Source organism: Streptomyces sp. NPDC007346 (assembly GCF_040703535.1).
Taxonomy (GTDB): Bacteria; Actinomycetota; Actinomycetes; order Streptomycetales; family Streptomycetaceae; genus Streptomyces.
This window is the reverse complement of record NZ_JBEYKR010000123.1, coordinates 1-21,678: the sequence shown is the minus strand read 5'-3', so window position 1 is coordinate 21,678 and position 21,678 is coordinate 1. Positions and strand designations below refer to the sequence as shown.

23 protein-coding genes are annotated in these 21,678 nt (G+C 71.3%); 9 read left to right on the top strand and 14 right to left on the bottom strand.

The window, feature by feature from the left end; all coding sequences use genetic code 11:
• Window positions 1-118: 118 nt before the first annotated feature.
• From AB0917_RS26300 to AB0917_RS26280, 5 genes are all read right to left on the bottom strand, one after another.
• Window positions 119-556 carry a glutaredoxin domain-containing protein gene (locus AB0917_RS26300; protein ID WP_366822144.1) on the bottom strand — a complete coding sequence of 146 codons (438 nt, stop codon included), beginning with the start codon at window positions 554-556 and terminating at the stop codon, window positions 119-121.
• A 44-nt stretch (window positions 557-600) separates the two neighbouring features.
• Window positions 601-960: a DUF1330 domain-containing protein gene (locus tag AB0917_RS26295; protein ID WP_366822148.1), complete on the bottom strand. Its 360-nt coding sequence runs from the start codon at window positions 958-960 to the stop codon at window positions 601-603.
• A gap of 231 nt (window positions 961-1,191) precedes the next feature.
• On the bottom strand, window positions 1,192-1,917 hold the full coding sequence (locus AB0917_RS26290) for a DUF4839 domain-containing protein (RefSeq protein WP_366822143.1): 726 nt from the start codon (window positions 1,915-1,917) through the stop codon (window positions 1,192-1,194).
• A 744-nt stretch (window positions 1,918-2,661) separates the two neighbouring features.
• Window positions 2,662-2,871 (bottom strand): DUF397 domain-containing protein, encoded by a 210-nt coding sequence (locus AB0917_RS26285; protein WP_366822147.1) that lies wholly within the window; start codon window positions 2,869-2,871, stop codon window positions 2,662-2,664.
• Window positions 2,871-3,755: a helix-turn-helix transcriptional regulator gene (locus AB0917_RS26280; protein ID WP_366822142.1), complete on the bottom strand. Its 885-nt coding sequence runs from the start codon at window positions 3,753-3,755 to the stop codon at window positions 2,871-2,873. The genes AB0917_RS26285 and AB0917_RS26280 overlap by 1 nt, the downstream gene beginning before the upstream one ends.
• A 214-nt stretch (window positions 3,756-3,969) precedes the next feature.
• Here AB0917_RS26280 and AB0917_RS26275 point away from each other — a divergent pair, with 214 nt between their 5' ends.
• Both AB0917_RS26275 and AB0917_RS26270 read left to right on the top strand, forming a co-directional pair.
• Window positions 3,970-4,290, top strand: coding sequence for a recombinase family protein (locus AB0917_RS26275; protein WP_366822141.1), 321 nt, complete (start codon window positions 3,970-3,972; stop codon window positions 4,288-4,290).
• Window positions 4,287-4,862, top strand: coding sequence for an ATP-binding protein (locus tag AB0917_RS26270; RefSeq protein ID WP_366822140.1), 576 nt, complete (start codon window positions 4,287-4,289; stop codon window positions 4,860-4,862). The genes AB0917_RS26275 and AB0917_RS26270 overlap by 4 nt, the downstream gene beginning before the upstream one ends.
• A gap of 103 nt (window positions 4,863-4,965) precedes the next feature.
• Here the strand turns inward: AB0917_RS26270 and AB0917_RS26265 are convergent, their stop codons facing one another.
• Both AB0917_RS26265 and AB0917_RS26260 read right to left on the bottom strand, forming a co-directional pair.
• A complete protein-coding gene (locus tag AB0917_RS26265) occupies window positions 4,966-6,234 on the bottom strand; it encodes an Ig-like domain-containing protein (RefSeq protein WP_366822139.1) in 1,269 nt (422 codons plus the stop codon).
• Between the two features lie 235 nt (window positions 6,235-6,469).
• Entirely contained in the window at window positions 6,470-6,865 is a 396-nt protein-coding gene (locus AB0917_RS26260; RefSeq protein WP_366822146.1) for a hypothetical protein, read from the bottom strand.
• 153 nt (window positions 6,866-7,018) lie between these two features.
• On the opposite strand from AB0917_RS26260, the gene AB0917_RS26255 reads away from it, so the two are divergent.
• Window positions 7,019-7,321, top strand: coding sequence for a hypothetical protein (locus tag AB0917_RS26255; protein ID WP_366822138.1), 303 nt, complete (start codon window positions 7,019-7,021; stop codon window positions 7,319-7,321).
• A gap of 183 nt (window positions 7,322-7,504) precedes the next feature.
• On the opposite strand, the gene hutH is transcribed toward AB0917_RS26255, so the two are convergent.
• From hutH to AB0917_RS26230, 5 genes are all read right to left on the bottom strand, one after another.
• Entirely contained in the window at window positions 7,505-9,055 is a 1,551-nt protein-coding gene (gene hutH, locus AB0917_RS26250) for a histidine ammonia-lyase (RefSeq protein ID WP_366822137.1), read from the bottom strand.
• A gap of 169 nt (window positions 9,056-9,224) precedes the next feature.
• Window positions 9,225-10,379, bottom strand: coding sequence for a diguanylate cyclase (locus AB0917_RS26245; protein ID WP_366822136.1), 1,155 nt, complete (start codon window positions 10,377-10,379; stop codon window positions 9,225-9,227).
• Window positions 10,380-10,443: 64 nt separating this feature from the next.
• The gene (locus AB0917_RS26240; protein WP_366822135.1) at window positions 10,444-11,256 is read right to left on the bottom strand and encodes an enoyl-CoA hydratase-related protein; all 813 of its coding nucleotides are present in this window, start codon (window positions 11,254-11,256) and stop codon (window positions 10,444-10,446) included.
• A gap of 263 nt (window positions 11,257-11,519) precedes the next feature.
• Window positions 11,520-12,719 (bottom strand): adenylate/guanylate cyclase domain-containing protein, encoded by a 1,200-nt coding sequence (locus AB0917_RS26235; protein ID WP_366822134.1) that lies wholly within the window; start codon window positions 12,717-12,719, stop codon window positions 11,520-11,522.
• A gap of 250 nt (window positions 12,720-12,969) precedes the next feature.
• On the bottom strand, window positions 12,970-13,842 hold the full coding sequence (locus AB0917_RS26230; protein WP_366822133.1) for a biotin--[acetyl-CoA-carboxylase] ligase: 873 nt from the start codon (window positions 13,840-13,842) through the stop codon (window positions 12,970-12,972).
• Window positions 13,843-14,103: 261 nt separating this feature from the next.
• Here AB0917_RS26230 and AB0917_RS26225 point away from each other — a divergent pair, with 261 nt between their 5' ends.
• The 4 genes from AB0917_RS26225 to AB0917_RS26210 all read left to right on the top strand — a co-directional run bounded on the left by AB0917_RS26225 (window position 14,104) and on the right by AB0917_RS26210 (window position 16,846).
• Complete coding sequence (locus tag AB0917_RS26225) at window positions 14,104-15,684, top strand: acyl-CoA carboxylase subunit beta (RefSeq protein ID WP_366822132.1); 1,581 nt, start codon at window positions 14,104-14,106, stop codon at window positions 15,682-15,684.
• An 88-nt stretch (window positions 15,685-15,772) separates the two neighbouring features.
• A complete protein-coding gene (locus tag AB0917_RS26220; protein ID WP_366822131.1) occupies window positions 15,773-15,979 on the top strand; it encodes an acyl-CoA carboxylase subunit epsilon in 207 nt (68 codons plus the stop codon).
• Between the two features lie 86 nt (window positions 15,980-16,065).
• Window positions 16,066-16,194 carry a hypothetical protein gene (locus AB0917_RS26215; RefSeq protein ID WP_366822130.1) on the top strand — a complete coding sequence of 43 codons (129 nt, stop codon included), beginning with the start codon at window positions 16,066-16,068 and terminating at the stop codon, window positions 16,192-16,194.
• 40 nt (window positions 16,195-16,234) lie between these two features.
• Window positions 16,235-16,846, top strand: coding sequence for a nucleoside triphosphate pyrophosphatase (locus tag AB0917_RS26210; protein WP_366822129.1), 612 nt, complete (start codon window positions 16,235-16,237; stop codon window positions 16,844-16,846).
• A 104-nt stretch (window positions 16,847-16,950) separates the two neighbouring features.
• Here the strand turns inward: AB0917_RS26210 and AB0917_RS26205 are convergent, their stop codons facing one another.
• A complete protein-coding gene (locus AB0917_RS26205) occupies window positions 16,951-17,388 on the bottom strand; it encodes a hypothetical protein (protein ID WP_366822145.1) in 438 nt (145 codons plus the stop codon).
• 354 nt (window positions 17,389-17,742) lie between these two features.
• Here AB0917_RS26205 and AB0917_RS26200 point away from each other — a divergent pair, with 354 nt between their 5' ends.
• Together AB0917_RS26200 and AB0917_RS26195 are read left to right on the top strand one after the other, a co-directional pair.
• Window positions 17,743-19,497, top strand: a complete 1,755-nt coding sequence (locus AB0917_RS26200; protein WP_366822128.1) for a biotin carboxylase N-terminal domain-containing protein — start codon at window positions 17,743-17,745, stop codon at window positions 19,495-19,497.
• 128 nt (window positions 19,498-19,625) lie between these two features.
• A complete protein-coding gene (locus AB0917_RS26195) occupies window positions 19,626-20,222 on the top strand; it encodes a helix-turn-helix domain-containing protein (RefSeq protein WP_366822127.1) in 597 nt (198 codons plus the stop codon).
• A 187-nt stretch (window positions 20,223-20,409) separates the two neighbouring features.
• Here AB0917_RS26195 and AB0917_RS26190 read toward each other — a convergent pair whose 3' ends face one another.
• Complete coding sequence (locus AB0917_RS26190) at window positions 20,410-21,375, bottom strand: DeoR/GlpR family DNA-binding transcription regulator (RefSeq protein ID WP_366822126.1); 966 nt, start codon at window positions 21,373-21,375, stop codon at window positions 20,410-20,412.
• Between the last annotated feature and the right edge of the window lie 303 nt (window positions 21,376-21,678).

The following is a 21,678-nucleotide window of genomic DNA, read 5'->3' as shown; positions in this document are numbered from 1 at the left end:
AACGCGGGGGGGGGGGGGTGGGGCCCGGGGGGGTGGGGGGGCGCGCCCTGGGGGTGCGGGGGGCGTCGCCCCCCCCCCCCCCACCCCGAGGAGGAACCGGGCAGAGGTCCGGCCCGCATCACCGCGAGGAGGGGAGCCTCTCGCGCACCCACGCGGGATCAGGGTTGACGTGCGGCCGGCCCGCCACGAGGACGGTCGGCACGGTCTCGTCGCCGCCGTTCGCCTCTCTCACCACGGCCGCACCCGCCGGATCACGCCAGATGTCGACCCAGTGCGCCCGATGGGCCGCACGGCCCAGCCGGATGCGCAGGCGCAGACAGTACGTACAGCCCGGCCGCCAGAAGATGACCGGCCCCCCGTCGGCCGCACTGCGGCGCCGCGCCTCCTGCGTACCGATGGACCTCGGGAAGATGAGGGGCGAGTTCGCGCCCGCGAGAAGGACGAACACCGCCAGGAGCGCCACGGCTGCGCCGGGGCTCCCCCGGAGGATCAGCCCGGCCGCGAGGGCCGAGCCGCCGAACACCATCAGCGTGGGCACGATCCATGGGCGCGTCATGCTGCCGCAGGCTACCGCCGGGCCGCCCCGGACCGCACCGCGGGCTACCCCGCCACCCGGTCCCGCGCCGCCCGCATCGCCGCTGCGGTGGCCACCGCGTCGTACTCCGGCCCGACGCCCGGGACGATCACCATGTCACCGTCGAGGTGCCGGGTGCGCAGGGGCAGGATCTCCTGGTAGCCGGGGGACGCGTACCAGGCGCGGACCTCCTCGACACCGGGAAAGGCCACCAGGACCACCGCCCCCGGCCACTCCCCCTCCACCACCTCCACCTCGACACCGTGCACCAGGAACCGGCCCCCGTAGGGCTCCATGGTGGCCTGGACGCGCTCGATGTAGCTCAGCACCTCGTCGGGGACGGGGCCGTCGGTGGGGCGCAGGTGAGCGATGGCGTACGCGGTCATGATCCGGTCCTCCGGGATTGGCATCGGCGTGGTTCTCCGTGACGCCTCCGATGCTGCCGGGCGGGGTGAAGGACGTCGATTACCTCGGAGGTCATGGAGACGGCCTGCACGGCGAAGCGCCCGGCCAGGAGACTGGCCGGGCGCTCTTGCGACCGCGTGCGGGGGCTCAGTCCGCTCCGCCGGACCGCGCCGGTGCGGCGCTGGTTCCGTGAACGCGGCTGCCCATCGTGACTACCGGGTTTCCGTCGAGACCGGCTTGAGGTAGAAGAGGCACTGGTCCGCGCTGAATTCGCCCACCGCGGCGACGAAGCGGAACTTGTCTCCTGCGCCGATGGCGGCGGGTATCTCCTTGCCGGTCAGATTCAGGTTCGAGATGTTGACATCCTCGTACTTGAAGGCCGGGCCGATACCCGTGTTCGGCCCCTCGTCGCCTGGCCCCAGGAGGAAGTCGTAGCGGGTGTCGTAGTCGCCGTGGGGTGTCATGGCCACGATTGAGCCGTTGAACGCGACCGTCTGACCCTCGTACCTGGACGCGAAGTCCAGGTTCGCATCGTCGCAGTTGTCCGCCTTCAACAACGCCGCGAACTCCGGGTTGTTCTGAGGCGTGATCACCTCAGTGGCAGCCGGCTCGGCCGCGACCGGAGTGGGCGTAGCGGAGGGACTTTCGCTCGCAGCGGCCGCCGGCTTGTCCGACGCGTCCTTCTTCTCGCTCCCGTCGCTGAGTGCGGAGGCAACGCCTATGACGATGGCCAGAACCACGAGGCCGGCGGCCACCGTGCCGATCAGCAGCCACGGCTGAGGCTTCTTCGGACGACGGAATTCGAGGGTGGAGCGCAGCGTGCCCTGAGCCTGCTCGACAAGCTCCCAGCCATCCTTCTGCATCTTCGAGATCACCAAGCCGTTGGTGCCGCGAACTGTCTGCACCGTCTTGTACTCGTACTTGATCTCGTCGGCCATGTGGCTCCGCGCCCCCCTATATGGACTGTTCATACCAACTGCCTCGCGAGCATAAGGGCACTCCGCGAGGTACTCGGCATCACCGTTGTCGCCTGCGGCCCCGAGGTTGTGCCCCCGGACCGAGGAGCGCTCGGCCGCAGGCGAGCCGGCCCGCCGGAACGAACGCTGCTTTGTGACGGTGGTGGCGCCGGACGCCGTCGATCCCGCACTTGCCACCCGACCGGACGCGATCCGTGCCTGGCACCGGTGGACCATCGCTGAACGCCCGGCTTCCGCGCGGAGTGCCGATCGAGAAGCTGCCTGGTGATCAGCTCCGTGCAACGGTGAGCAGCAGAGGATTGTCGTCTAAGGGCGTAGCCGGGACGAGACCCCGGTCTGCGAGTGCGTCAGCCCGCGCACGACGACGTCCTGCCGACGTCGTTCAGGACCACAGCTACGCCGCGACGACCGCCCGCCTCTCGGAGGTGTCCGGCCACCCCAGCTCTCGCCCAATCGTCGAGCCAGCCATGGCCAACGGTCGCCGGTGGAACAACTGGCAGGCAACGCGCCCGGACTCGCGCCAGGAGTGCGGGGCAACCTCGCCGTACGGGGCAGCGAACGTGGTTCTTCCGGTGCGGCGAGCCACGGGCACGATGCTCGGCTACCGGTGAGGTCCTGCCCCAACACTCGGCCGCCAACCGGCGCATCTGCGCCCGGCCAGGAGAGCCGGCCGGGCGCAGATGCGACTGCGTGGGAGGGCGCGTCCTACGACCGCTTGAACTCGCCGCCCGCGACGCCGCCTTCGAACGCCGCCCACTCACCGGAGGTGAAGACGAGAGCGGGGCCGTTGCCCTGGTCCTTGCTGTCACGCATGGCCACGCGGCCATCGCCGAGGAAGGCCACCTCGACGCACTGGGCGTTGTTCTGCGAGCGGCTGGACTTCCGCCATACCGCACCTGTCAGATCCGCACTCATCATCGGGAAAACTCCTTTGCCGCTTGCCGAAGAATGTTCTGGGTGTCCTTGTGATCCAGGGCGGCGCCCCAGATGGAGGTGAATGCCTGGTCGTACCGCTCGATCTCCTGCGGCTTGTCGAGGTACAGATCGCCGGTGAAGCCCTCCATGTACACGGTGGACGGCTCCATCGGTTGTCCGTCGCCGTTGACGGGGAAGCCCAAGAGCGTGAACGGCCCCGATACAAGGCCATAGTGCAGGCCTGCCGTGAACGGCACGACCCGCAGTGAGACGTTCGGCAGCTCCATCGTCTCCGCCAGGCGGTACAACTGGCGAGCCATTACTTCGCCTCCGCCGACCGGTTGGCGGAGCACCGCTTCGCCAAGCACCAATTCCAAGGTGGGCGGGCTGGTCACCCTGGTCAGCAACTCCTGGCGCGCCATACGGACATGCACCCGTCGTTCGATCTCGTCGCGGTCGACGTCAGGGATGCCCTTCAGGATCAACGCTCGGGCGTAGTCCTCCGTCTGCACGAGACCCGGCACCAGGTCCTTGATGTACTGACGCAGACTGGCTGCCGCCCCTTCCAGTCCGATGAAGAGGTCGAAACCTTCCGGGATCACATCACCGTAGGCGTGCCACCAACCCCGGTTCTTCGTCTCCTTCGCCAGCCCCATCAGGCCCTTGGTCAACTCGGCGTCAGCACCGTACGCACGGCACATCGCCTCGACGTCCAGGCTGCGCATGGAGGTCTGCCCCGTCTCGATGCGCCAGATCTTCTGATCCGACCACTCCAGAGCTGTCGCCGCCGCGCGCACGGTCAGCCGCGCGCGATTGCGCAGCTCACGCAGGTGTCTTCCGAGTTGACGGCGGGGCACGGTCGAACCGCTTGCCACTTCCACCACTTGGTGTACCTCCGATCTGGAACTCAGGTTACATCCGAAATGGAAGGCTGAGGATTCCTATTATGAAATGGGAGATAAATGTTCGAGAGGGTGAACTTCGGATTTCCAATCTGGAGTGTTGCATATTCGAATAATCCAGTGCTTCACTCGGTTACCCACAGGACCGCCGCGAGCACACTAAGTGATCACGGCATGGCGAGGGGACCGACGCCCGATGAACCCGCTGATCTTTGGCTACATGCGTGTGCCCGACGACATGACCGACGAGGAGGCGAAGCAGAAGCAGCACGACCTCTCCACGTACGCCGAGAAGAACGGCTTCCACCTGGCGACCGTGTTCTACGAGTACGTACCGGGAGCCCAGTCCGCGTTCACAGAGTTGGTGGCGGCCGTCCGGCGCGCCGAGGCCAAGCACGTCCTCGTGCCGTCCTACCGGGAGCTGGCGCTCAACCGGTCGCTCCAGGACGCCATGCTCACGCACCTCGCCCACGCCACCGGCGGCGCGGAGGTCATCAGCCTGGACGACGGCTCATGACGGGCCAGGAGGCGCCGTACGAGACTCGGCAGGTGCGTTTCGTCGACCAACTCTCCCTGGTCGCCACGGAGTCGGCCGTCTCAGCCTCGCGCCGCTTCCTGCGGGTCGCCCTCTCCCAGTGGCAGGCGGCTCTCATCGAGGACGACGTCCTTCTCATCGCCTCGGAGCTGGTCACCAATGCCGTCGCCGTCACCGGAGTTGTGGCGGAGAACCCCACGTGGGACGAGTTGCGACGGCTCGGCCTCGTCCATGTCCGCCTGGTGGGGCTTCGGGACAGTGTCGTCGTCGAAGTGTGGGACGTGTCGGACGAGCCGCCCCGGCTCCAGCATGTCGGCCGTGACTCCGAGGACGGGCGCGGGCTCCTCCTCGTACAGGAGTTGGCGGCGCGCTGGGGTTCCTACCGGACCACGGGCGGAAAGGCCGTGTGGGCCCAGTTGGCAGTCCGTCCGCCGTTGCCACCGTTGCCGCAGCGCCCGAGGAACGAGCGTCGCGGGAGCGGGGCGGCTGCCCCGCCGGGGCCCGGCATCGCCTTCCTCCGCCACGTCCGGGTGGGGCTGGGCAGGGCGCTGTGAGCCGGCCCGGCCGGATATGCCGAAGGCGGCGGCAGCCCGGAACGTTCCGGGGTGCCGCCGCCTTCGGGCGGGGACGGGGGTGAAGCGCGGGGGTGGGGCAGGGTCAGGCGGCGGAGCCGGCCTTCCACTGGGCCCAGTCCATGTTCCAGCCGTTGAGGCCGTTGTCCGGGGTGATGGTCTTGTCCGGGGAGTTCTTGACGATGACCACGTCGCCGATGAGGGAGTTGTTGTAGAACCAGGCGCCGGGCTGGTTGGCGTCGTTCGCGCCCTTCACGTCGGCGAGGCCCACGCAGCCGTGGCTGGTGTTGGCGGTGCCGAAGATGCCCTTGCCCCAGTAGTTGCCGTGGATGAAGGTGCCCGAGGTGGACAGGCGCATCGCGTGCGGCACGTCCTTGATGTCGTACTCGCCCTTGCCGTCGTCATCGGTGAAGCCGACGGTGGCGCCGTTCATCCGGGTCTCCTTGTACTTCTCGGAGATCACCATCTGGCCGTTGTACGTGGGGGTCTCGGGCGAACCGGCGGAGATCGGGATGGTCTTGATCGTCTTGCCGTCGCGGGTGACCGTCATCATCTTCGTCTTCGCGTCGACGGTGGAGACCTGGTTGCGGCCGACCTTGAACGTGACCGTCTTCTGCTGCACGCCGTACACGCCGTCGGCGCCCTCGACGCCGTCCAGCGCGAGCTTCAGGGTGATGGTGGAGCCGCCCTGCCAGTAGCTCTCGGGGCGCAGGTCCAGACGCTGGTTGTTGAACCAGTGGCCCACGACCTCCTGGCCGCTGCTGGAGGTCACGGTGATGCCGTCCTGGACGGCCTTCCTGTCCTCGATCGGCTTGTTGAAGTTGATCGAGACGGGCATCCCGACGCCGACGGTGGAGCCGTCCTCGGGGGTGAAGTTCCCGATGAAGCTGTTGTCGGGCGAGACGGTGGTGAAGGAGCTGTTCTCGTGGGCCTGACGGCCCTTCGCGTCCTCGGCGGTCGCGTTGATCTTGTACGTGGTGGAGCGGTCGAGCTGGCCCGCGGGCTTCCAGCTGGAGCCGTCGGCCGCCAGGGTGCCCTCGACCGGCTTGCCGTCCGCCGTGGTCATGGTGACCTCGGTCAGCTTGCCCTTGGCGACGGAGACCTGGGCGGCGTTGTTGATGCTGGCGTTGGTGGCGCCGTTCTCCGGCTTGATCGCTATCTGTGCTTCGGAAGCGTCCTCGGCCGCGGCCTTGTCCACCTCCTGCGCCTGCGACGACTCCGAAGTGCCGGCGCCCGTCTTCTTGTCGCCACCGTCGTCGCTACAGGCCGAAAGCACCAGCACGCCGCCGAGCAGTGCGGACACGGCCGCGAGGCCCCTGCGCCGCTTGCTGTCCGTCATCACACGCTTCTCCATCGTTGCCGATTCCCCAAAATCCCCGAACGGGGCTGCCAGCCGGCGAGTCCCCGTCAATGTTTCAAGAACACCCGGAACGGGCTTTCCGTTCCACATCCGCCGGGGATGTGGGGAACGCCACTCATCGACGCGGCCGCGTCAGCGGTGGTTCCCGCTGTCGGGCCCATGGACGGAACTGCCGCACAGCGCGGCCCCGGCCCGCGGTGAGCAGGGCCGGGGCCGGTGTTCTCACACGTCAGGCCCGCTGCGCGAGGTCACCGTCCTCGCCGTCGCTCTTCCCATTGTGCGCGACCGTGCCGCCGTACCCCTCCTCGTCGTCCCCGATCCCGGCCACGAACGCGCCGTCCTCGTCGTCGTCCCAGCCCTCCGCCTCGGGGTCGTACTCGACGCTCTCGCTGCTCCAGGAGGCCTGCGCGAGCTCGACCCCGGGCACCTCGCCGACCAGGTCGAACGGGTCGATCAGCGAGGCGAGCGCCTCCGCTCCGTCCGCTCGGACGGTGGCTTCGGCGTGCAGCCGCTCCTCGGCGGCGTCGCTCTCGGTGATACCCGCTACGGGTTCCCCGTACTCGGCGGCGATGGATTCGAGGGCGGTGCCGGTGAGGGCGTCGAGGTCGGTGACCTCCAGCACCATCTCCACGCGAACGCGAACAAACCTGGATGTCTCTTCAGTGCTCATACTCCGGAGCGTATGGCTCGTGGCCGCCACGACTTTCCTCCGACCCGCTGCTTTGCTTAGCATCGGCCCACGGGGCTAACTCATGGTTGTCGCAAGGGGATCGAAACTGTGTCCGTCACTCGTCGCACACTCCTGACCGCCACCGCCTCAGGAACACTGCTGGCCGCTCTCTGGTTCGTCCCGTCGGCCAACGCGACCGTCGAGACCACCTCGCAGAGCGACGTGGCCACCCTGTCAGATCAGGGGGCGCAGCCGGCCGCCGGAAGCGCCGACTCCGAGCCGCAGCTCGCCGAGACCGGCCCGGGGGTGGACACCACCCCGTACCTCATCGGCGGCACGGCGCTGCTGGGCCTCGGCGCGGGCTTCGTCACCTACTCGGTCCGCCGGTCCGGAGCGCGCCCGGCGCTCTGACCCCGTACGCGCGACGCTCTGGTCCTCTACGCGCGAAGAAGGCCCGTACGCGCAAAGGGACCGCACGCGCACCGGGGCCCCGTACGCACGAAGAGGTCCCGTACGCACGAAGAGGGCTGCCGCACCCCCCGGTGCGGCAGTCCTCTCCTGATCCGTACGGGCGTACGGGCGTACGGGACCGGCTCAGGCCAGCGGCCCCGTGACGGGCTCCACCGCCGCGACCAGACGCCCCTCCCGTACGAACGTGTCGGCGGCGGCCAGGTCCGGGGCGAGGAAGCGGTCCGGGCCCGGCCCCTGTGCCCCGGCGGCCCGCAGCGCGGCCACGGCGGCCTGCGAGGCGGGGGCGGGGGCGAGGCCCTCGGCGGCCCGGATCTCGACGGCGCGGGTCGCCGCGTACAGCTCGACGGCGACGATCCGGGCCAGGTTGTCCACGGCCGTACGGAGCTTGCGCGCGGCCGACCAGCCCATGGAGACGTGGTCCTCCTGCATCGCGGAGGACGGGATGGAGTCGGCGGAGGCGGGGACCGCGAGCCGCTTCATCTCGCTGACCAGGGCGGCCTGGGTGTACTGGGCGATCATCAGCCCCGAGTCGACCCCGGCGTCGTCCGCGAGGAACGGCGGCAGACCGTGCGAGCGGTTCTTGTCGAGCAGCCGGTCGGTGCGGCGTTCGCAGATCGAGCCGAGGTCGGCGGCGACGATCGCGAGGAAGTCCAGGACGTACGCGACGGGCGCCCCGTGGAAGTTGCCGTTGGACTCGACCCGGCCGTCGGGGAGGACCACCGGGTTGTCGACGGAGGAGGCCAGTTCGCGTCCGGCGACCACGGCCGCGTACTCCAGGGTGTCGCGGCCGGCGCCGTTGACCTGGGGGGCGCAGCGTACGGAGTAGGCGTCCTGGACCCGGGGCGCGTCGTCCTGGTGATGGCCGGTCAGGCCCGAACCCGCCAGCACCCGCAGCATGTTGTCCGCGCTGACGCCCTGGCCGGGGTGCGGGCGGATGGCGTGCAGCTCGGGGGCGAGGACCTTGTCCGTGCCGAGCAGCGCCTCCAGGGAGAGGGCGGCGGTGATGTCGGCCGAGGTGTAGAGGTTACGCAGGTCGGCGAGGGCCATGACCAGCATGCCGAGCATCCCGTCGGTGCCGTTGAGGAGGGCCAGGCCCTCCTTCTCGCGCAGCTCGACCGGGGTGATCCCGTGCGCGGCGAGCAGCTCGCCCGCCGGGCGGACCGTGCCGTCGGGGCCCTCCGCGTCGCCCTCGCCCATCAGGGTGAGCGCACAGTGCGAGAGGGGCGCGAGGTCGCCGGAGCAGCCGAGCGAGCCGTACTCGTGGACGACCGGCGTGATCCCCGCGTTGAGCACGTCCGCCATGGTCTGCGCGACCTCGGGGCGTACGCCGGTGTGGCCGGAGGCGACCGTCTTGAGCCGCAGGAACATCAGCGCGCGCACCACCTCGCGCTCGACCCGGGGGCCCATGCCCGCCGCGTGCGAGCGGACGATGTTGCGCTGGAGCTGGGCGCGCAGCTCGGTGCTGATGTGGCGGGTGGCGAGGGCGCCGAAGCCGGTGGAGACGCCGTAGACGGGCTCGGGCTTCGCCGCGAGCGCGTCCACGATGAGGCGGGAGGCGGCCAGCGCGTCCACGGCGGCAGTGGAGAGCTCGACCCGGGCGCCGTGGCGGGCCACGGCGACGACGTCCTCGGCGGTGGTTCCGGACGTTCCCACCACGACAGTGTGCATATCCATATTCAGCAGCGTACGGATTGAAACCCGCCGTGTCACTAGCGGTTGACCCGGAGGATGTCACCCGTGGTCCAGCGCAGAGCCCCTTACATCTGGCCACAGGACTTCGGGGCCCTTACATCCGGCCGTAGGGCCCCTGACATCCGACCCTCGCGGCATCCGGCCCTCGCGCCTACGGACGGTTGCCGCGCAGCCTGCGCCGGTCGTGCGCGGACTTCGGCGGGGAGTCGGCGAGCCGGATGACCTCGCCGTCCCGCCCGGCCACCACCGGCCGCAGCGAGCGGGCCGCCTTGGCCCGGTACTGCGCCGCGTCCGCCAGCCGGAACAGCCGGCGGGCCGAGCGCACCGGGCCGATCGGGTCGCCGGTCGACGCGACCCCGCAGGCCACTCCGTCGCCCAGCTCGATCACCGCCGCCCGGTCGCAGAGCTCGGTGGCCACCGCGACCACGTCGTCCGCCGGAGGCCCGTCGGCCACCAGGCAGAACTCGTCGCCGCCGAGCCGGGCGGCCAGGGCGTCCGGGAGCATCGCCCCGCAGAGGGAGAGCACCGAGCCGAAACGTTCCAGCAGGCGGTCGCCGACCTCGTGGCCGTGGGTGTCGTTCACCGTCTTGAGGCCGTTCAGATCGCAGACGACCAGGCTGACGACGTCCCCCTTCGTCCGGTGCGCGTCGATCGCCTCGTCGAGCCGGATGTCGACGGCCCGGCGGTTGGCGAGGCCGGTCAGCGGGTCGGTGAAGGCGAGCTTGCGGATCTCCTCCAGGCGTTCGGTCTGGACGATCCCGGAGGCCACGACGGCGGCGAGCACGGTGGCGAAGTTCGCGTCGTCCCGGTCGAAGACCGGCTCGCCGGCCGGGCGCGCCACGTACAGCTCGCCCCAGGCCCGCCCGTGCAGCACGATCGGGGCGACCACGCAGCAGCCCCGGCCGCGCCGCCGCAGCGCCGCCACCCGCTGGTGGCAGTACGGGCGGGCGCCGCGCGCCGGGCCGCCCGCGCCGGGCAGTCCGTCGGCGGTCTCCACCCAGGCGTCGGGCTCACCGCCGCCGGCCCAGCGTTCGTGCAGGAACTCGGTGATCTCCGGGAACTCGTGGACCGGGTAGGCCTCCTCCTCGGGGAACTCCTCCTCCCCCTCGGCCCGCTGCCCCGCGTTGACCAGGACCCGCAGCCTGCCCCGCTCCCGCTCCCACACGGAGAGCGCGGCGAAGCTGCCGCCCAGCGCCTCGCAGGCCCCCAACGCGGCCGCCCGCCACGATTCGCGCGGTGTGTAGGCCGCGGCCATCGTCTGCGCCAGCGAAACCACGGCCCGCAGCCGCGCATCGTCTCCACCCATCTGCACAGCTTATGTAAATTTGTTCATTCTTGATCAGTTTGATGCGCAACGAGTCCGCAGGGTGTCACTCACCTGGCCACCGCGGGCTCCGCTTCTCGTTGAAGGCGGCCACGCCCTCCGCCCGGTCCCCGGAGAAGGCCACCGATCGCCAGGCCGCGTCCTCCACCTCCAGCCCCGCCCGCAGGTCGAGCCCGTGCCCCAGTCGGAGCGCCTTCTTGGCCGCCCGCAGCCCGACCGGCGAGTTGGCGGCCATCCGGGCGCCGAGCGCGAGCGCCTCCTCCCGGTCCCGGCCCGCCTCCACCAGCTCGTCCACCAGCCCCAGCTCACGGGCCTCGGCCGCCTCCACCCGGCGCGCGGTGAAGACCAGCTCGGCGGCGCGGGCGGCGCCCACCCGGCGCGGCAGCAGCTGCGTACCGCCACCGCCCGGGATGACGCCCACCGACACTTCGGGCAGGCCGACCACGGCGGTGGCGTCGGCGACGATCACATCGCAGGCGAGGGCGAGTTCGAAGCCGCCGCCGAGGGCGAAGCCGTGCACGGCGGCGACCGTCGGCATCGGCAGCTCCAGGACGCCGGTGTAGGCGGCCCGCGCGGTGGGCCGCTGGCGTACCAGCTCGGCGTCGGTGAAGGAGTTCCGCTCCTTGAGGTCGGCGCCCACGCAGAAGGCCCGCTCGTGGCTGGAGGTGAGGACGGTGACCCTGACGCTCCGGTCGGCGCCGAGCGCGTCGCAGGCGGCGGCGATGGAACGGGCCATGTCAGTGGAGACGGCGTTCATGGCCTTCGGCCGGTCGAGCACCAGCTCGGCCACGTGCTCCTGGCCCGCGTGACGCCGTACGGCGACGAACTCCCCGAACCGCTGCTCGGACGTGACGGTCATGACTGCACCCCTGTCGGTCGACTGCCGGTGGACGACACCGGTGGACGACACCGGTGAACGCCGGTTAACGAGCGTTACCGACAGGGATCCTAGACAGGGCACTCGGGGAACCGACAGGGCGAGCCGGGAGCGGAGACGTAACGGACCGGCGGGACGGGCCGGCGGTACGGGTCGGCAGTACGAACCCGCAGAGCGGACCGGCGGGACGGGCCGGCGGTACGAACCCGCAGAGCGCACCCGCAGAACGGACCGGCGAGCCGGACTCAGGTCCCCGTCTTCCCCCGCCGGGCCAGCAGCCACGGCTCCACCACCCCGAGCCCGCGCACCGGCCGCTGCCACATCGGCTGGAGCCCGAAGCGGTACGTGGGCAGCGGCGGCTCCTCGGCCGCCTGCCGGCCCTCCTTCTCGGCCAGCCGCGCCCGCTCGGCGGCGGCCGCGACCTCCTCGGCGGCCTGGGCCTCCGACTCCGGGGCGTCCCCGTGGCGGACCAGCTCCTTGGCGAACGCCCCGTCGACCAGGACGGCGTCCTTCGGAGCTATCGAGGTGAGCCGGCTGGCGAGGTTCACCGTGGTGCCGAAGACATCGCCCATGCGGGTGGTGACCGTACCGAAGGCGATCCCGACGCGCAGGGCGGGCATCGTCTCGTCCTGGGACATCGCCTCGATCAGCCGGAGCGCTATCTCGGCGGCCGTGCCCGCGTCGTCGGCGGCGAAGAGCACCTCGTCGCCGAGGGTCTTGATGAGCCGTCCGCCGTGCGCGGCGACCAGGTCGGCGGCGGTCGTCTCGAAGGACTCGACCAGTTCGCCGAGCTCCTCCTCCTCCAGGCGCCGGGTCAGCCGGGTGAAACCGACCAGGTCCGCGAAGCCGACGGCGAGGCGCCGGTCGACCATCTCGTCGTCGTCCGCCGCCTGCACGACCCGCCCGGTCGCGGCGGCCAGCTGGCGCCGCCACACGTAGACGAGGAACTCCTGAAGCTCCGGCAGCAACAGCTCGACCAGCGGATACGTGACCTCGGTACGGGTCATCCCCGGCTCGGGCGGCTCGGTCAGCCCCTCCAGGAACGAGTCGATCTGCCACTCCGCCAGCCGGGCCGTGGTCTGCCCGGTGGAGCGGGCGACCTGGATCGCCATCGGCTCGCTGAGCAGCCCCGCCTCCACCAGACCCGCGAGCCGGCGCAGGGCCAGCACGTCGGCCTCGGTGAGCGCCTTGGCCTGGCCGATGTCGGCGAAGCCCATGGCCCGCCAGAAACGGGAGGCCAGGTCCATGGAGACACCGGCGGTGCGGGCGGCCTGGAAGGGCGTGTAGCGGCGGTCGGCCCCGAGGATCAGTGCTTCGAGGCGGATCGCCAGGGGGTCGTCGGTCGGCTCCGCCGTGTGGTCGACCTCGTGATGCGGGGTGGCATGGGCCGAGGAGTCCGACGGGTGCTCCTCGCCCGCGCCGGACGTCGTGTCGCCGACGGTCACCAGCCGCCTCCTGCCCGTTCCCTGCGCACTGCCTGCCGATCTGTCGCTGATCGCCCCAACAGTGATCTGTCGCTGGATCGCCTCAACAATACGGCAGATGTGCCCTAGCTCACGTCCCTGGTTGCCCGATACGGGTGCGTCACGCGTGACATCTACCGGTTACGCGGTATCCACCGGTACGCCCATCGGGCCGGATCCGGCCTACGCCGGACGGCCGCAGCGCGTTCCCGGATCAGGGGGTCGCGTGCTCTCAGGTCAGACCGCCCGCCGCGCCCCGCAGGTGCACGATGTCGCCCGCCGACACCGGCTGCTGGAGCCCCTCCTCGGTGGAGAGCACCAGGCGCCCGTCGCCGTCGATCGCGACGGCCTGCCCGACCAGGGAGTTCCCGCCCGGCAGCTCGGCCCGCACCGTCCGGTCCAGGGTCGCGCACCCGGCCGCGTACGCCGCCTGGAGCCCGCTCGCGGCCGCGTCGCCGCCGGCGCGCTTCCACTCCCCGTACCAGTGCTCCAGCGACCGCAGGACGGCCCGCAGCAGGGTCTCCCGGTCGGTGGAGACCGCCCCGGCGAGCGCCAGGGAGCCGGCGGTGGGGGCGGGGAGCTCGTCGGCGCGCAGCGAGACGTTGATGCCGAGGCCGACGACGATGCCGTCCCCGGCGAACTCCCCGAGGATGCCGCCCGCCTTGCGCTCGGCGCCCTCCACCGTGACCAGCAGGTCGTTGGGCCACTTGAGCGCCGTGTCGACGCCCGCCGACTTGGCGAGGCCGGTCGCGGCGGCCACCCCGGCGAGCAGGGGCACCCACCCCCACCGCTCCACGGGGACGCCGTCGCCGGGCTCCAGGTACACCGAGAAGAACAGCCCGGAGCGCGGCGGCGCGGTCCAGCTCCGCTCCAGCCGGCCGCGCCCGGCGGTCTGCTCCTCGGCGACCAGGACCGCGCCCTCGGCCAGGCCCCCGGAGCGGGCCCGTTCCGCGAGGTCCGAGTTGGTCGATCCGGTGGTCTCCACGACCTCCAGCCCGCTCCACAGCGACTCCGGTCGCAGCAGTCCGCGGCGCAGCGCGGTCACGTTCAGGGGCGGCCGGTCCAGGTCCGACCAGCGGTTGTGTGGCGCATCCGGTGGTGTCATGCAAGCCACCCTAGGTGTGGCAAAGGACGCACTGCCTTTCCGGAGGCTCGCCGATACCCTACGAGTCAGTAGCCGGAGCGTCACCGGACAGCGCCAGGAACCAGCGCCGGGGAACAGCGCGACGGAACAGAGTTACGCGTCAGAGATACCAGTCAGTAGCCGATACCAGCCAGTAGCCGCAGAGCCGGACGGACGACCGGTCGTCCCCCCGAGACCACCACCGGTCGCCGTCCCCGTGACCAGGCAGGGAGCCGCCCCCCGATGTCCGAGCCGCAGAGCGACATCCACACCACCGCGGGCAAGCTCGCGGACCTGAGGCGCCGCATTGACGAAGCGACGCACGCGGGTTCGGCCCGCGCGGTCGAGAAGCAGCACGCCAAGGGCAAGCTGACGGCCCGTGAGCGGGTCGAGCTGCTGCTCGACGAGGGCTCCTTCGTGGAGCTCGACGAGTTCGCCCGGCACCGCTCCACCAACTTCGGCATCGAGAAGAACCGCCCGTACGGCGACGGTGTCGTCACCGGGTACGGCACGGTCGACGGCCGCCCGGTCTGCGTGTACTCGCAGGACTTCACCATCTTCGGCGGCTCGCTCGGCGAGGTCTACGGCGAGAAGATCGTCAAGGTCATGGACTTCGCGCTGAAGACCGGCTGCCCGGTCATCGGCATCAACGACGGCGGGGGCGCGCGCATCCAGGAGGGTGTGGCCGCGCTCGGCCTGTTCGCCGAGATCTTCCGCCGCAACGTGCACGCCTCCGGGGTGATCCCGCAGATCTCGCTGATCGTCGGCCCGTGCGCGGGCGGTGCGGTCTACTCCCCCGCCATCACCGACTTCACGGTGATGGTCGACCAGACCTCGCACATGTTCATCACCGGGCCCGACGTCATCAAGACGGTCACCGGTGAGGACGTCGGCTTCGAGGAGCTGGGCGGAGCCCGTACGCACAACACCACCTCCGGGGTGGCGCACCACATGGCGGGCGACGAGAAGGACGCCATCGAGTACGTCAAGTCGCTGCTGTCGTACCTGCCTTCGAACAACCTCTCCGAGGCCCCGGCCTTCCCGGAGGAGGCGGACCTCACGGTGACCGACGAGGACCGGGAGCTGGACACGCTCATCCCGGACTCGGCGAACCAGCCGTACGACATGCACACCGCGATCGAACACGTCCTGGACGACGCCGAGTTCCTGGAGACCCAGGCCCTGTTCGCGCCGAACATCATCACCGGCTTCGGGCGGGTGGAGGGCCATCCGGTCGGGATCGTCGCCAACCAGCCGATGCAGTTCGCCGGCTGCCTGGACATCGACGCGAGCGAGAAGGCGGCCCGCTTCGTGCGGACCTGCGACGCGTTCAACGTGCCCGTCATCACCTTCGTCGACGTGCCGGGCTTCCTGCCGGGCGTGGACCAGGAGTACGGCGGCATCATCCGGCGCGGCGCCAAGCTGATCTACGCCTACGCGGAGGCGACGGTCCCGCTGATCACCGTCATCACCCGCAAGGCGTTCGGCGGGGCGTACGACGTGATGGGCTCCAAGCACCTGGGCGCCGACCTGAACGTGGCCTGGCCGACCGCCCAGATCGCCGTCATGGGCGCCCAGGGCGCGGTGAACATCCTGCACCGCCGGACCATCGCCGCCGCCGAGGACCCGGACGCCACGCGCGCCGAGCTGATGACGGCGTACGAGGACGCGCTGCTCAACCCGTACGTGGCGGCCGAGCGCGGCTACGTCGACGCGGTGGTCATGCCGTCCGAGACCCGGGCCCACATCGTGAAGGGGCTGCGTCAGCTGCGGACCAAGCGGGAATCACTGCCCCCGAAGAAGCACGGCAACATTCCGCTCTAGGGCGTATCCGGCGGATCAGGACGAGGACCCGGTCAGGATCCGCCGGACACGACCTGGGCCCGTCGCCCTGTCACAGAGAGGTCTGCCCATGATCAGAGTCGTACGGGGCAACCCGACCCCCGAGGAGCTGGCCGCCGCCCTGGCGGTGGTCCAGGCCCGCGCCGCGGCGAGCGCCGCCGTCCCGTCCGGCGCGCCCGTCCCGCCCGAGCAGTGGTCCGACCCGGGCCGTATCGCCCGCGTCGGGCCCCTGCGGCCGGGGCCCCGGGCCTGGGCCCGGACGTACTGGCCGGCCTGAGCCGCACCGAGCCGCCCCCCTGCGCGGGGGCGGCTTGAGTACCCGTACTCAGGCGCATCGGCGCCCTGCGCGCCAGGATCGGAACCATGCTGTGGTCCGACCCCGAGAACAAGCCGCCGAAGGAACTGCGCGACGCCCAGGACATGCTGCGCCGCGCGGGTTTCCTGCTCGCGCTGGCGATGCTGGTGGCGATGTTCGTGCTCGGCACCCGCTGAGTCCCGGCGGCGTCCGTGGCGGCGGCAGGACCCTTCTACGATGGCCGGTATGACTGATCAGCGCCGTCTCGTGCTCGCCTCCGCCTCCCCCGCCCGCCTGGGCCTGCTGCGCCAGGCCGGGTTCGCCCCCGAGGTGATCGTCAGCGGGGTCGACGAGGACGCCCTGAGCGCCCCGACCCCCGGCGAGCTGGCCCTGGTCCTGGCACGGGCCAAGGCGGCGGCCGTCGCGGAGCGCCCCGAGGCGGCGGGCGCCCTGGTCATCGGCTGCGACTCGGTGCTGGAGCTGGACGGCGAGGCGCTCGGCAAGCCGGCCGACGCCGAGGAGGCCACCGCCCGGTGGAAGGCGATGCGCGGCCGGTCCGGCACCCTGCGGACCGGGCACAGCGTGATCGACACCGCCTCGGGCCGCACGGCCTCACAGACGGCGTCCACCGTCGTACGGTTCGGCGAGCCGAGCGACGCCGAGGTCGCCGCGTACGTCGCGACGGGCGAGCCGCTGCACGTCGCCGGCGCCTTCACGCTGGACGGCCGCTCGGCCCCGTTCGTCGACTCCATCGAGGGCGACCACGGCAACGTGATCGGCCTCTCGCTGCCGCTGCTGCGCCGCCTGCTGGGTGAACTGGACACCTCCGTGACGGAGTTGTGGGCCTGAGCCCGGATCAGGCGGCGGGGGCCACGGCTCGGGGCCCGGGAGGCGGGGCCACGGCACAGCGGCGAGACCGGCGGCTCGGAGGCGGGAGCGGCGGGACCGGCGGCTCAGGCCGTCGCCGGGGCCGCCTCGTCGCCCGCAGGGTCCTCGGTGCGGGGCTCGGGGCCGTACGCGAGCAGGGTGAACACCAGCAGGGCCAGCACCACCATCAAGAACGCGAAGGCGGCCCAGCCCACCAGCCCCACGACCACCGCTCCGAGCACCCCGTGCACGACCGCGCAGCCGATCAGCACGATCCGCCCGAAGCGCCCCGGCGAGCGGTCCCGGACCCCGGCCACCAGCGCGATCAGCCCGCACCCGGTCAGCAGCAGCGCGGAGACGCCGCCCATCACCCAGGTCCCGGCGGACATGGCCTTCGGGTCCATCCCCGCCAGGGACATGTTCTGGTTCTCGGCGACCGTGGCGAGGACGGCGTTGACGGCGAAGATGCCCGCCGCCTCCCCGAACAGCACGAGTGCGGTCACGATCGCCACCGGTCTGCGCAGCAAAGCGCCACCCCCTGTTACCTGCAGTACGTGCGTTGCCGGGACCCTACTCACCGGTATTCCTTCGGACAAGGGGTCGGACCGCTCCGTACGCCACGCAAAGAATCCATCGGCCGTTCGTAGGGAGTCCACAAAGAATCGCCGTGAGGCGTTGACCTTCAGGACAGAGACCTGCACCACACCGGATGGTTACTGTGCGGTGGTAGAACCCGGCGTACCGTGGTGCCACAAGGGATTTCACTACTGGGGCAAGCCTCGGATCACACTCCGTGTGGGCAAGCTCACCATTGGGGACGGGTCGTAGCGCCGTGTCGGTAGTCCCTAAACTCAGCTTGTTCCAAGGAGGGAGTCATCGTGCGCAAGGTGCTCATCGCCAACCGTGGCGAAATCGCTGTCCGCGTTGCTCGGGCGTGCCGGGATGCGGGGATCGCGAGCGTGGCGGTCTACGCCGATCCGGACCGGGACGCGTTGCACGTCCGGGCCGCCGACGAGGCGTTCGCATTGGGCGGTGACACCCCGGCCGCCAGCTACCTGGACATGGCCAAGGTGCTCCAGGCCGCCGCGGACTCCGGCGCGGACGCCATCCACCCCGGCTACGGGTTCCTGTCGGAGAACGCCGAGTTCGCCCAGGCCGTGCTCGACGCCGGGCTGACGTGGATCGGCCCGCCGCCACAGGCCATCCGGGACCTGGGCGACAAGGTCGCCGCCCGGCACATCGCGCAGCGCGCCGGTGCCCCGCTGGTGGCCGGTACGCCGGACCCGGTGTCCGGTTCCGCGGAGGTCGTGACGTTCGCCGAGGCCAACGGGCTCCCCATCGCGATCAAGGCAGCCTTCGGCGGTGGCGGGCGCGGGCTGAAGGTCGCCCGCACCCTGGAGGAGATCCCGGAGCTGTACGACTCCGCCGTCCGCGAGGCCGTCGCCGCGTTCGGGCGGGGCGAGTGCTTCGTGGAGCGCTACCTCGACAAGCCCCGTCACGTGGAGACCCAGTGCCTGGCCGACCAGCACGGCAACGTGGTCGTCGTCTCCACCCGTGACTGCTCCCTCCAGCGCCGCCACCAGAAGCTCGTGGAGGAGGCCCCGGCCCCCTTCCTGTCCCAGGCGCAGAACGACGAGCTGTACGCCGCCTCCAAGGCGATCCTCAAGGAAGCCGGATACGTCGGCGCCGGCACCGTGGAGTTCCTCGTCGGAGCCGACGGGACGATCTCGTTCCTGGAGGTCAACACCCGCCTCCAGGTCGAGCACCCCGTCACCGAAGAGGTCACCGGCATCGACCTCGTACGCGAGATGTTCCGCATCGCCGACGGCGAGGAGCTGGGCTACGGCGACCCGGCCGTGCGCGGGCACTCCTTCGAGTTCCGCATCAACGGCGAGGACCCGGGGCGCGGCTTCCTCCCGGCCCCCGGCACGGTGACGACGTTCGCCCCGCCGACCGGCCCGGGTGTCCGCCTGGACGCGGGCGTCGAGTCCGGCAGCGTGATCGGCCCGGCCTGGGACTCCCTCCTGGCCAAGCTGATCGTGACCGGTGCGACGCGTGAGCAGGCCCTCCAGCGGGCCGCCCGTGCGCTGGCGGAGTTCCAGGTCGAGGGCATGGCCACCGCCATCCCCTTCCACCGCGCCGTCGTCGCCGACCCCGCCTTCACCGCGGACCCGTTCACCGTCCACACCCGCTGGATCGAGACGGAGTTCGTCAACGAGATCAAGCCGTTCGCCGCGCCCGCCGGCGCGGACGAGGAGGACGAGGCCGGTCGCGAGACCGTCGTCGTCGAGGTCGGCGGCAAGCGCCTGGAGGTCTCGCTGCCCTCCTCGCTCGGCATGTCCCTGGCCCGCACCGGCCTCGCCGCCGGCGCCAAGCCCAAGCGCCGCGCCGCGAAGAAGGCCGGCTCGGCCGCCTCCGGCGACTCCCTCGCCTCCCCGATGCAGGGCACGATCGTCAAGGTCGCGGTCGAGGAGGGCCAGGAGGTCAAGGAGGGCGACCTCGTCGTCGTCCTGGAGGCCATGAAGATGGAGCAGCCGCTGAACGCACACCGCTCCGGCACGGTCAAGGGACTCACGGCGGAGGTCGGCGGTTCCGTCTCCTCCGGTGCCCTGATCTGCGAGATCAAGGACTGACGGCCCGGTACGTACGGAGGGGCCCGGCCCGCGTCGTCAGGACGCGGGCCGGGCCCCTTCGCGCGCAGTGGCATCCTGGACCCCGACGGAAGAACTGCAAGCCCCGGGAACCGAGGAGGGCGGGAGCCATGGCAGGGCCGATCCCGATGGAGACGGACACCGCACGGGCGCCCCAGCGGCCGATGCGCGCGGACGCCCGCCGGAACCACGACCGGCTGGTCGGCGTGGCCCGTACGTCCTTCGCCGAGCACGGCACCGACGCCTCGCTGGAGGACATCGCCCGGCAGGCGGGCGTGGGCATCGGCACCCTCTACCGGCACTTCCCCAACCGGCACGCCCTGATGAACGCGGTCTTCCAGGACGCCCTGTGCTCCCTCCTGGCCCGCTCCCGGGAGCTGGCGGCGGCGGAGACGCCCTGCCAGGCGCTGGTGGACTGGCTGGGCGCGATCATCACTCATGCGGGTGAGTACCGGGGGCTGGCCCGCGCGCTCATGTCGGCCTCGCAGGACGAGACTTCGGCGCTCGCCCAGTGCCATCTGCCGTTGCGGGAGGCGGGGGCGGGGCTGTTGCGGCGGGCGCAGGAGAGCGGGTCGGTGCGGGCAGACGTCTCGATCGGCGATCTGTTGCAGCTGACGAACGCGATCGCGCTGGCCGCTGAACAGTCGCCGGACGACCCACAGTTGGCGGAGCGGCTGCTGCGGCTGACGTTGCGGGGGTTGAAGTAGGGGGCGGGGCGCGGTGGGTGGGGGCCCTCGGTGGGTGCGGCCGGCAGTGAGTTGGGGCCTGCGGTTGACGGAGGCTGCTGCGCGGAGCTTCTGCCCCGGCCCCTTCCCGGAACCGGGGCTGCGCCCCGGACCCCGCTCCTCGAACGCCGGAGGGGCTGATTGCCGGGGGCGGCGCCCCGGCCCAGCCCTACCGCCGCCGCAGGTCCGCCACCCGGGCGCGCTCGCCCGACGCCTGGTCGGACAGGGAGGACGCGCTCCGTAGCTGCGGTCCCAGCCCCCCGTTCCGCGTCGTCGTCGTCCGCCGCTGCCCCGGCAAGGGCATGTCGCGGCGCGGCCGGCGCTCCCCGGGGGGCCCGTCGCCCGCGTCCGCCTCGGGGCCGGCCACCGTGACCTCCACGCCCTGGTCCGCCAGGGCCTGGAGTTCGGCGGCCGCGCGCTCGTCGTGGAGCGGGGGTTCGTCCGTCACCAGGCGGGTGATCAGCTCCGTGGGCACCGTCTGGAACATGGTGTCGGCGCCGAGCTTGGTGTGGTCCGCCAGGACGACCACCTCCGCGGCGGCCTGCACGAGGGCCCGGTCGACGCTGGCCGAGAGCATGTTGGAGGTGGACAGGCCACGCTCCGCGGTGAGACCGCTTCCGGAGAGGAAGGCCCGGGAGACCCGCAGCCCCTGGAGGGACTGCTCGGCCCCGCTGCCCACCAGCGCGTAGTTGCTCCCGCGCAGAGTGCCGCCGGTCATGACGACCTCCACCCGGTTGGCATGGGCCAACGCCTGGGCGACCAGCAGCGAGTTGGTGACCACGGTCAGACCGGGGACCCGCGCGAGCCGGCGGGCCAGCTCCTGCGTGGTCGTGCCGGCGCCGACCACGATGGCCTCGCCCTCACCGACCAGAGAGGCGGCCAGGTCGGCGATGGCCGTCTTCTCCGCGGTGGAGAGATGGGATTTCTGCGGAAAGCCGGACTCCCGCGTAAAACCGCCCGGCAAGACCGCACCGCCGTGCCGGCGGTCGAGGAGTCCTTCTGCCTCCAGTGCCCGCACGTCCCGCCGTACGGTCACTTCGGAGGTCTGGACGACGCGGGCGAGCTCACGGAGCGATACCGCCCCGTTGGCACGCACCATTTCGAGGATCAACTGACGACGTTCTGCAGCGAACACGGAACTGACAGTAACCTGACCGCCGGTGAGTTTTCAGCAGTTTGCGCCGAATAACGGAAGTTGTACATCCGGTAGGCCCGCAAGTGGTATAAGGGCCCGCGTTGTCGTCCGGCCGCGATCACCGGGCGCCCGCAACCCCCGCCCGGACCGCCGGGGGTTGCCGGAGAATGTCGGGTTTCCCGACAAACCGTGAAACCGCGGCCGGCCTCTAGGGCGTGTCCGGCGGATCAGGACCGGAGAGGCCGCGGCGTCTGGTGCGGTGCATCGCAAGGCGCTGGAACGTCCTCATCGCGGAGCGATTCG

Excerpts from the sequence above, each read along its gene's own strand:
- AB0917_RS26225 (WP_366822132.1), top strand. The coding sequence starts at position 14,104 with ATGTCCGAGCCGCAGAGCGACATCCACACCACCGCGGGCAAGCTCGCG.
- AB0917_RS26300 (WP_366822144.1), bottom strand. The coding sequence starts at position 556 with ATGACGCGCCCATGGATCGTGCCCACGCTGATGGTGTTCGGCGGCTCG.
- AB0917_RS26245 (WP_366822136.1), bottom strand. The coding sequence starts at position 10,379 with ATGGGTGGAGACGATGCGCGGCTGCGGGCCGTGGTTTCGCTGGCGCAG.
- AB0917_RS26210 (WP_366822129.1), top strand. The coding sequence starts at position 16,235 with ATGGCCGGTATGACTGATCAGCGCCGTCTCGTGCTCGCCTCCGCCTCC.
- AB0917_RS26260 (WP_366822146.1), bottom strand. The coding sequence starts at position 6,865 with ATGGTGCTGGAGGTCACCGACCTCGACGCCCTCACCGGCACCGCCCTC.
- AB0917_RS26220 (WP_366822131.1), top strand. The coding sequence starts at position 15,773 with ATGATCAGAGTCGTACGGGGCAACCCGACCCCCGAGGAGCTGGCCGCC.
- AB0917_RS26195 (WP_366822127.1), top strand. The coding sequence starts at position 19,626 with ATGGCAGGGCCGATCCCGATGGAGACGGACACCGCACGGGCGCCCCAG.
- AB0917_RS26215 (WP_366822130.1), top strand. The coding sequence starts at position 16,066 with ATGCTGTGGTCCGACCCCGAGAACAAGCCGCCGAAGGAACTGCGCGAC.
- AB0917_RS26275 (WP_366822141.1), top strand. The coding sequence starts at position 3,970 with ATGAACCCGCTGATCTTTGGCTACATGCGTGTGCCCGACGACATGACC.
- AB0917_RS26285 (WP_366822147.1), bottom strand. The coding sequence starts at position 2,871 with ATGAGTGCGGATCTGACAGGTGCGGTATGGCGGAAGTCCAGCCGCTCG.
- AB0917_RS26270 (WP_366822140.1), top strand. The coding sequence starts at position 4,287 with ATGACGGGCCAGGAGGCGCCGTACGAGACTCGGCAGGTGCGTTTCGTC.
- hutH (WP_366822137.1), bottom strand. The coding sequence starts at position 9,055 with ATGGATATGCACACTGTCGTGGTGGGAACGTCCGGAACCACCGCCGAG.
- AB0917_RS26240 (WP_366822135.1), bottom strand. The coding sequence starts at position 11,256 with ATGACCGTCACGTCCGAGCAGCGGTTCGGGGAGTTCGTCGCCGTACGG.
- AB0917_RS26265 (WP_366822139.1), bottom strand. The coding sequence starts at position 6,234 with ATGGAGAAGCGTGTGATGACGGACAGCAAGCGGCGCAGGGGCCTCGCG.
- AB0917_RS26295 (WP_366822148.1), bottom strand. The coding sequence starts at position 960 with ATGACCGCGTACGCCATCGCTCACCTGCGCCCCACCGACGGCCCCGTC.
- AB0917_RS26290 (WP_366822143.1), bottom strand. The coding sequence starts at position 1,917 with ATGGCCGACGAGATCAAGTACGAGTACAAGACGGTGCAGACAGTTCGC.
- AB0917_RS26230 (WP_366822133.1), bottom strand. The coding sequence starts at position 13,842 with ATGACACCACCGGATGCGCCACACAACCGCTGGTCGGACCTGGACCGG.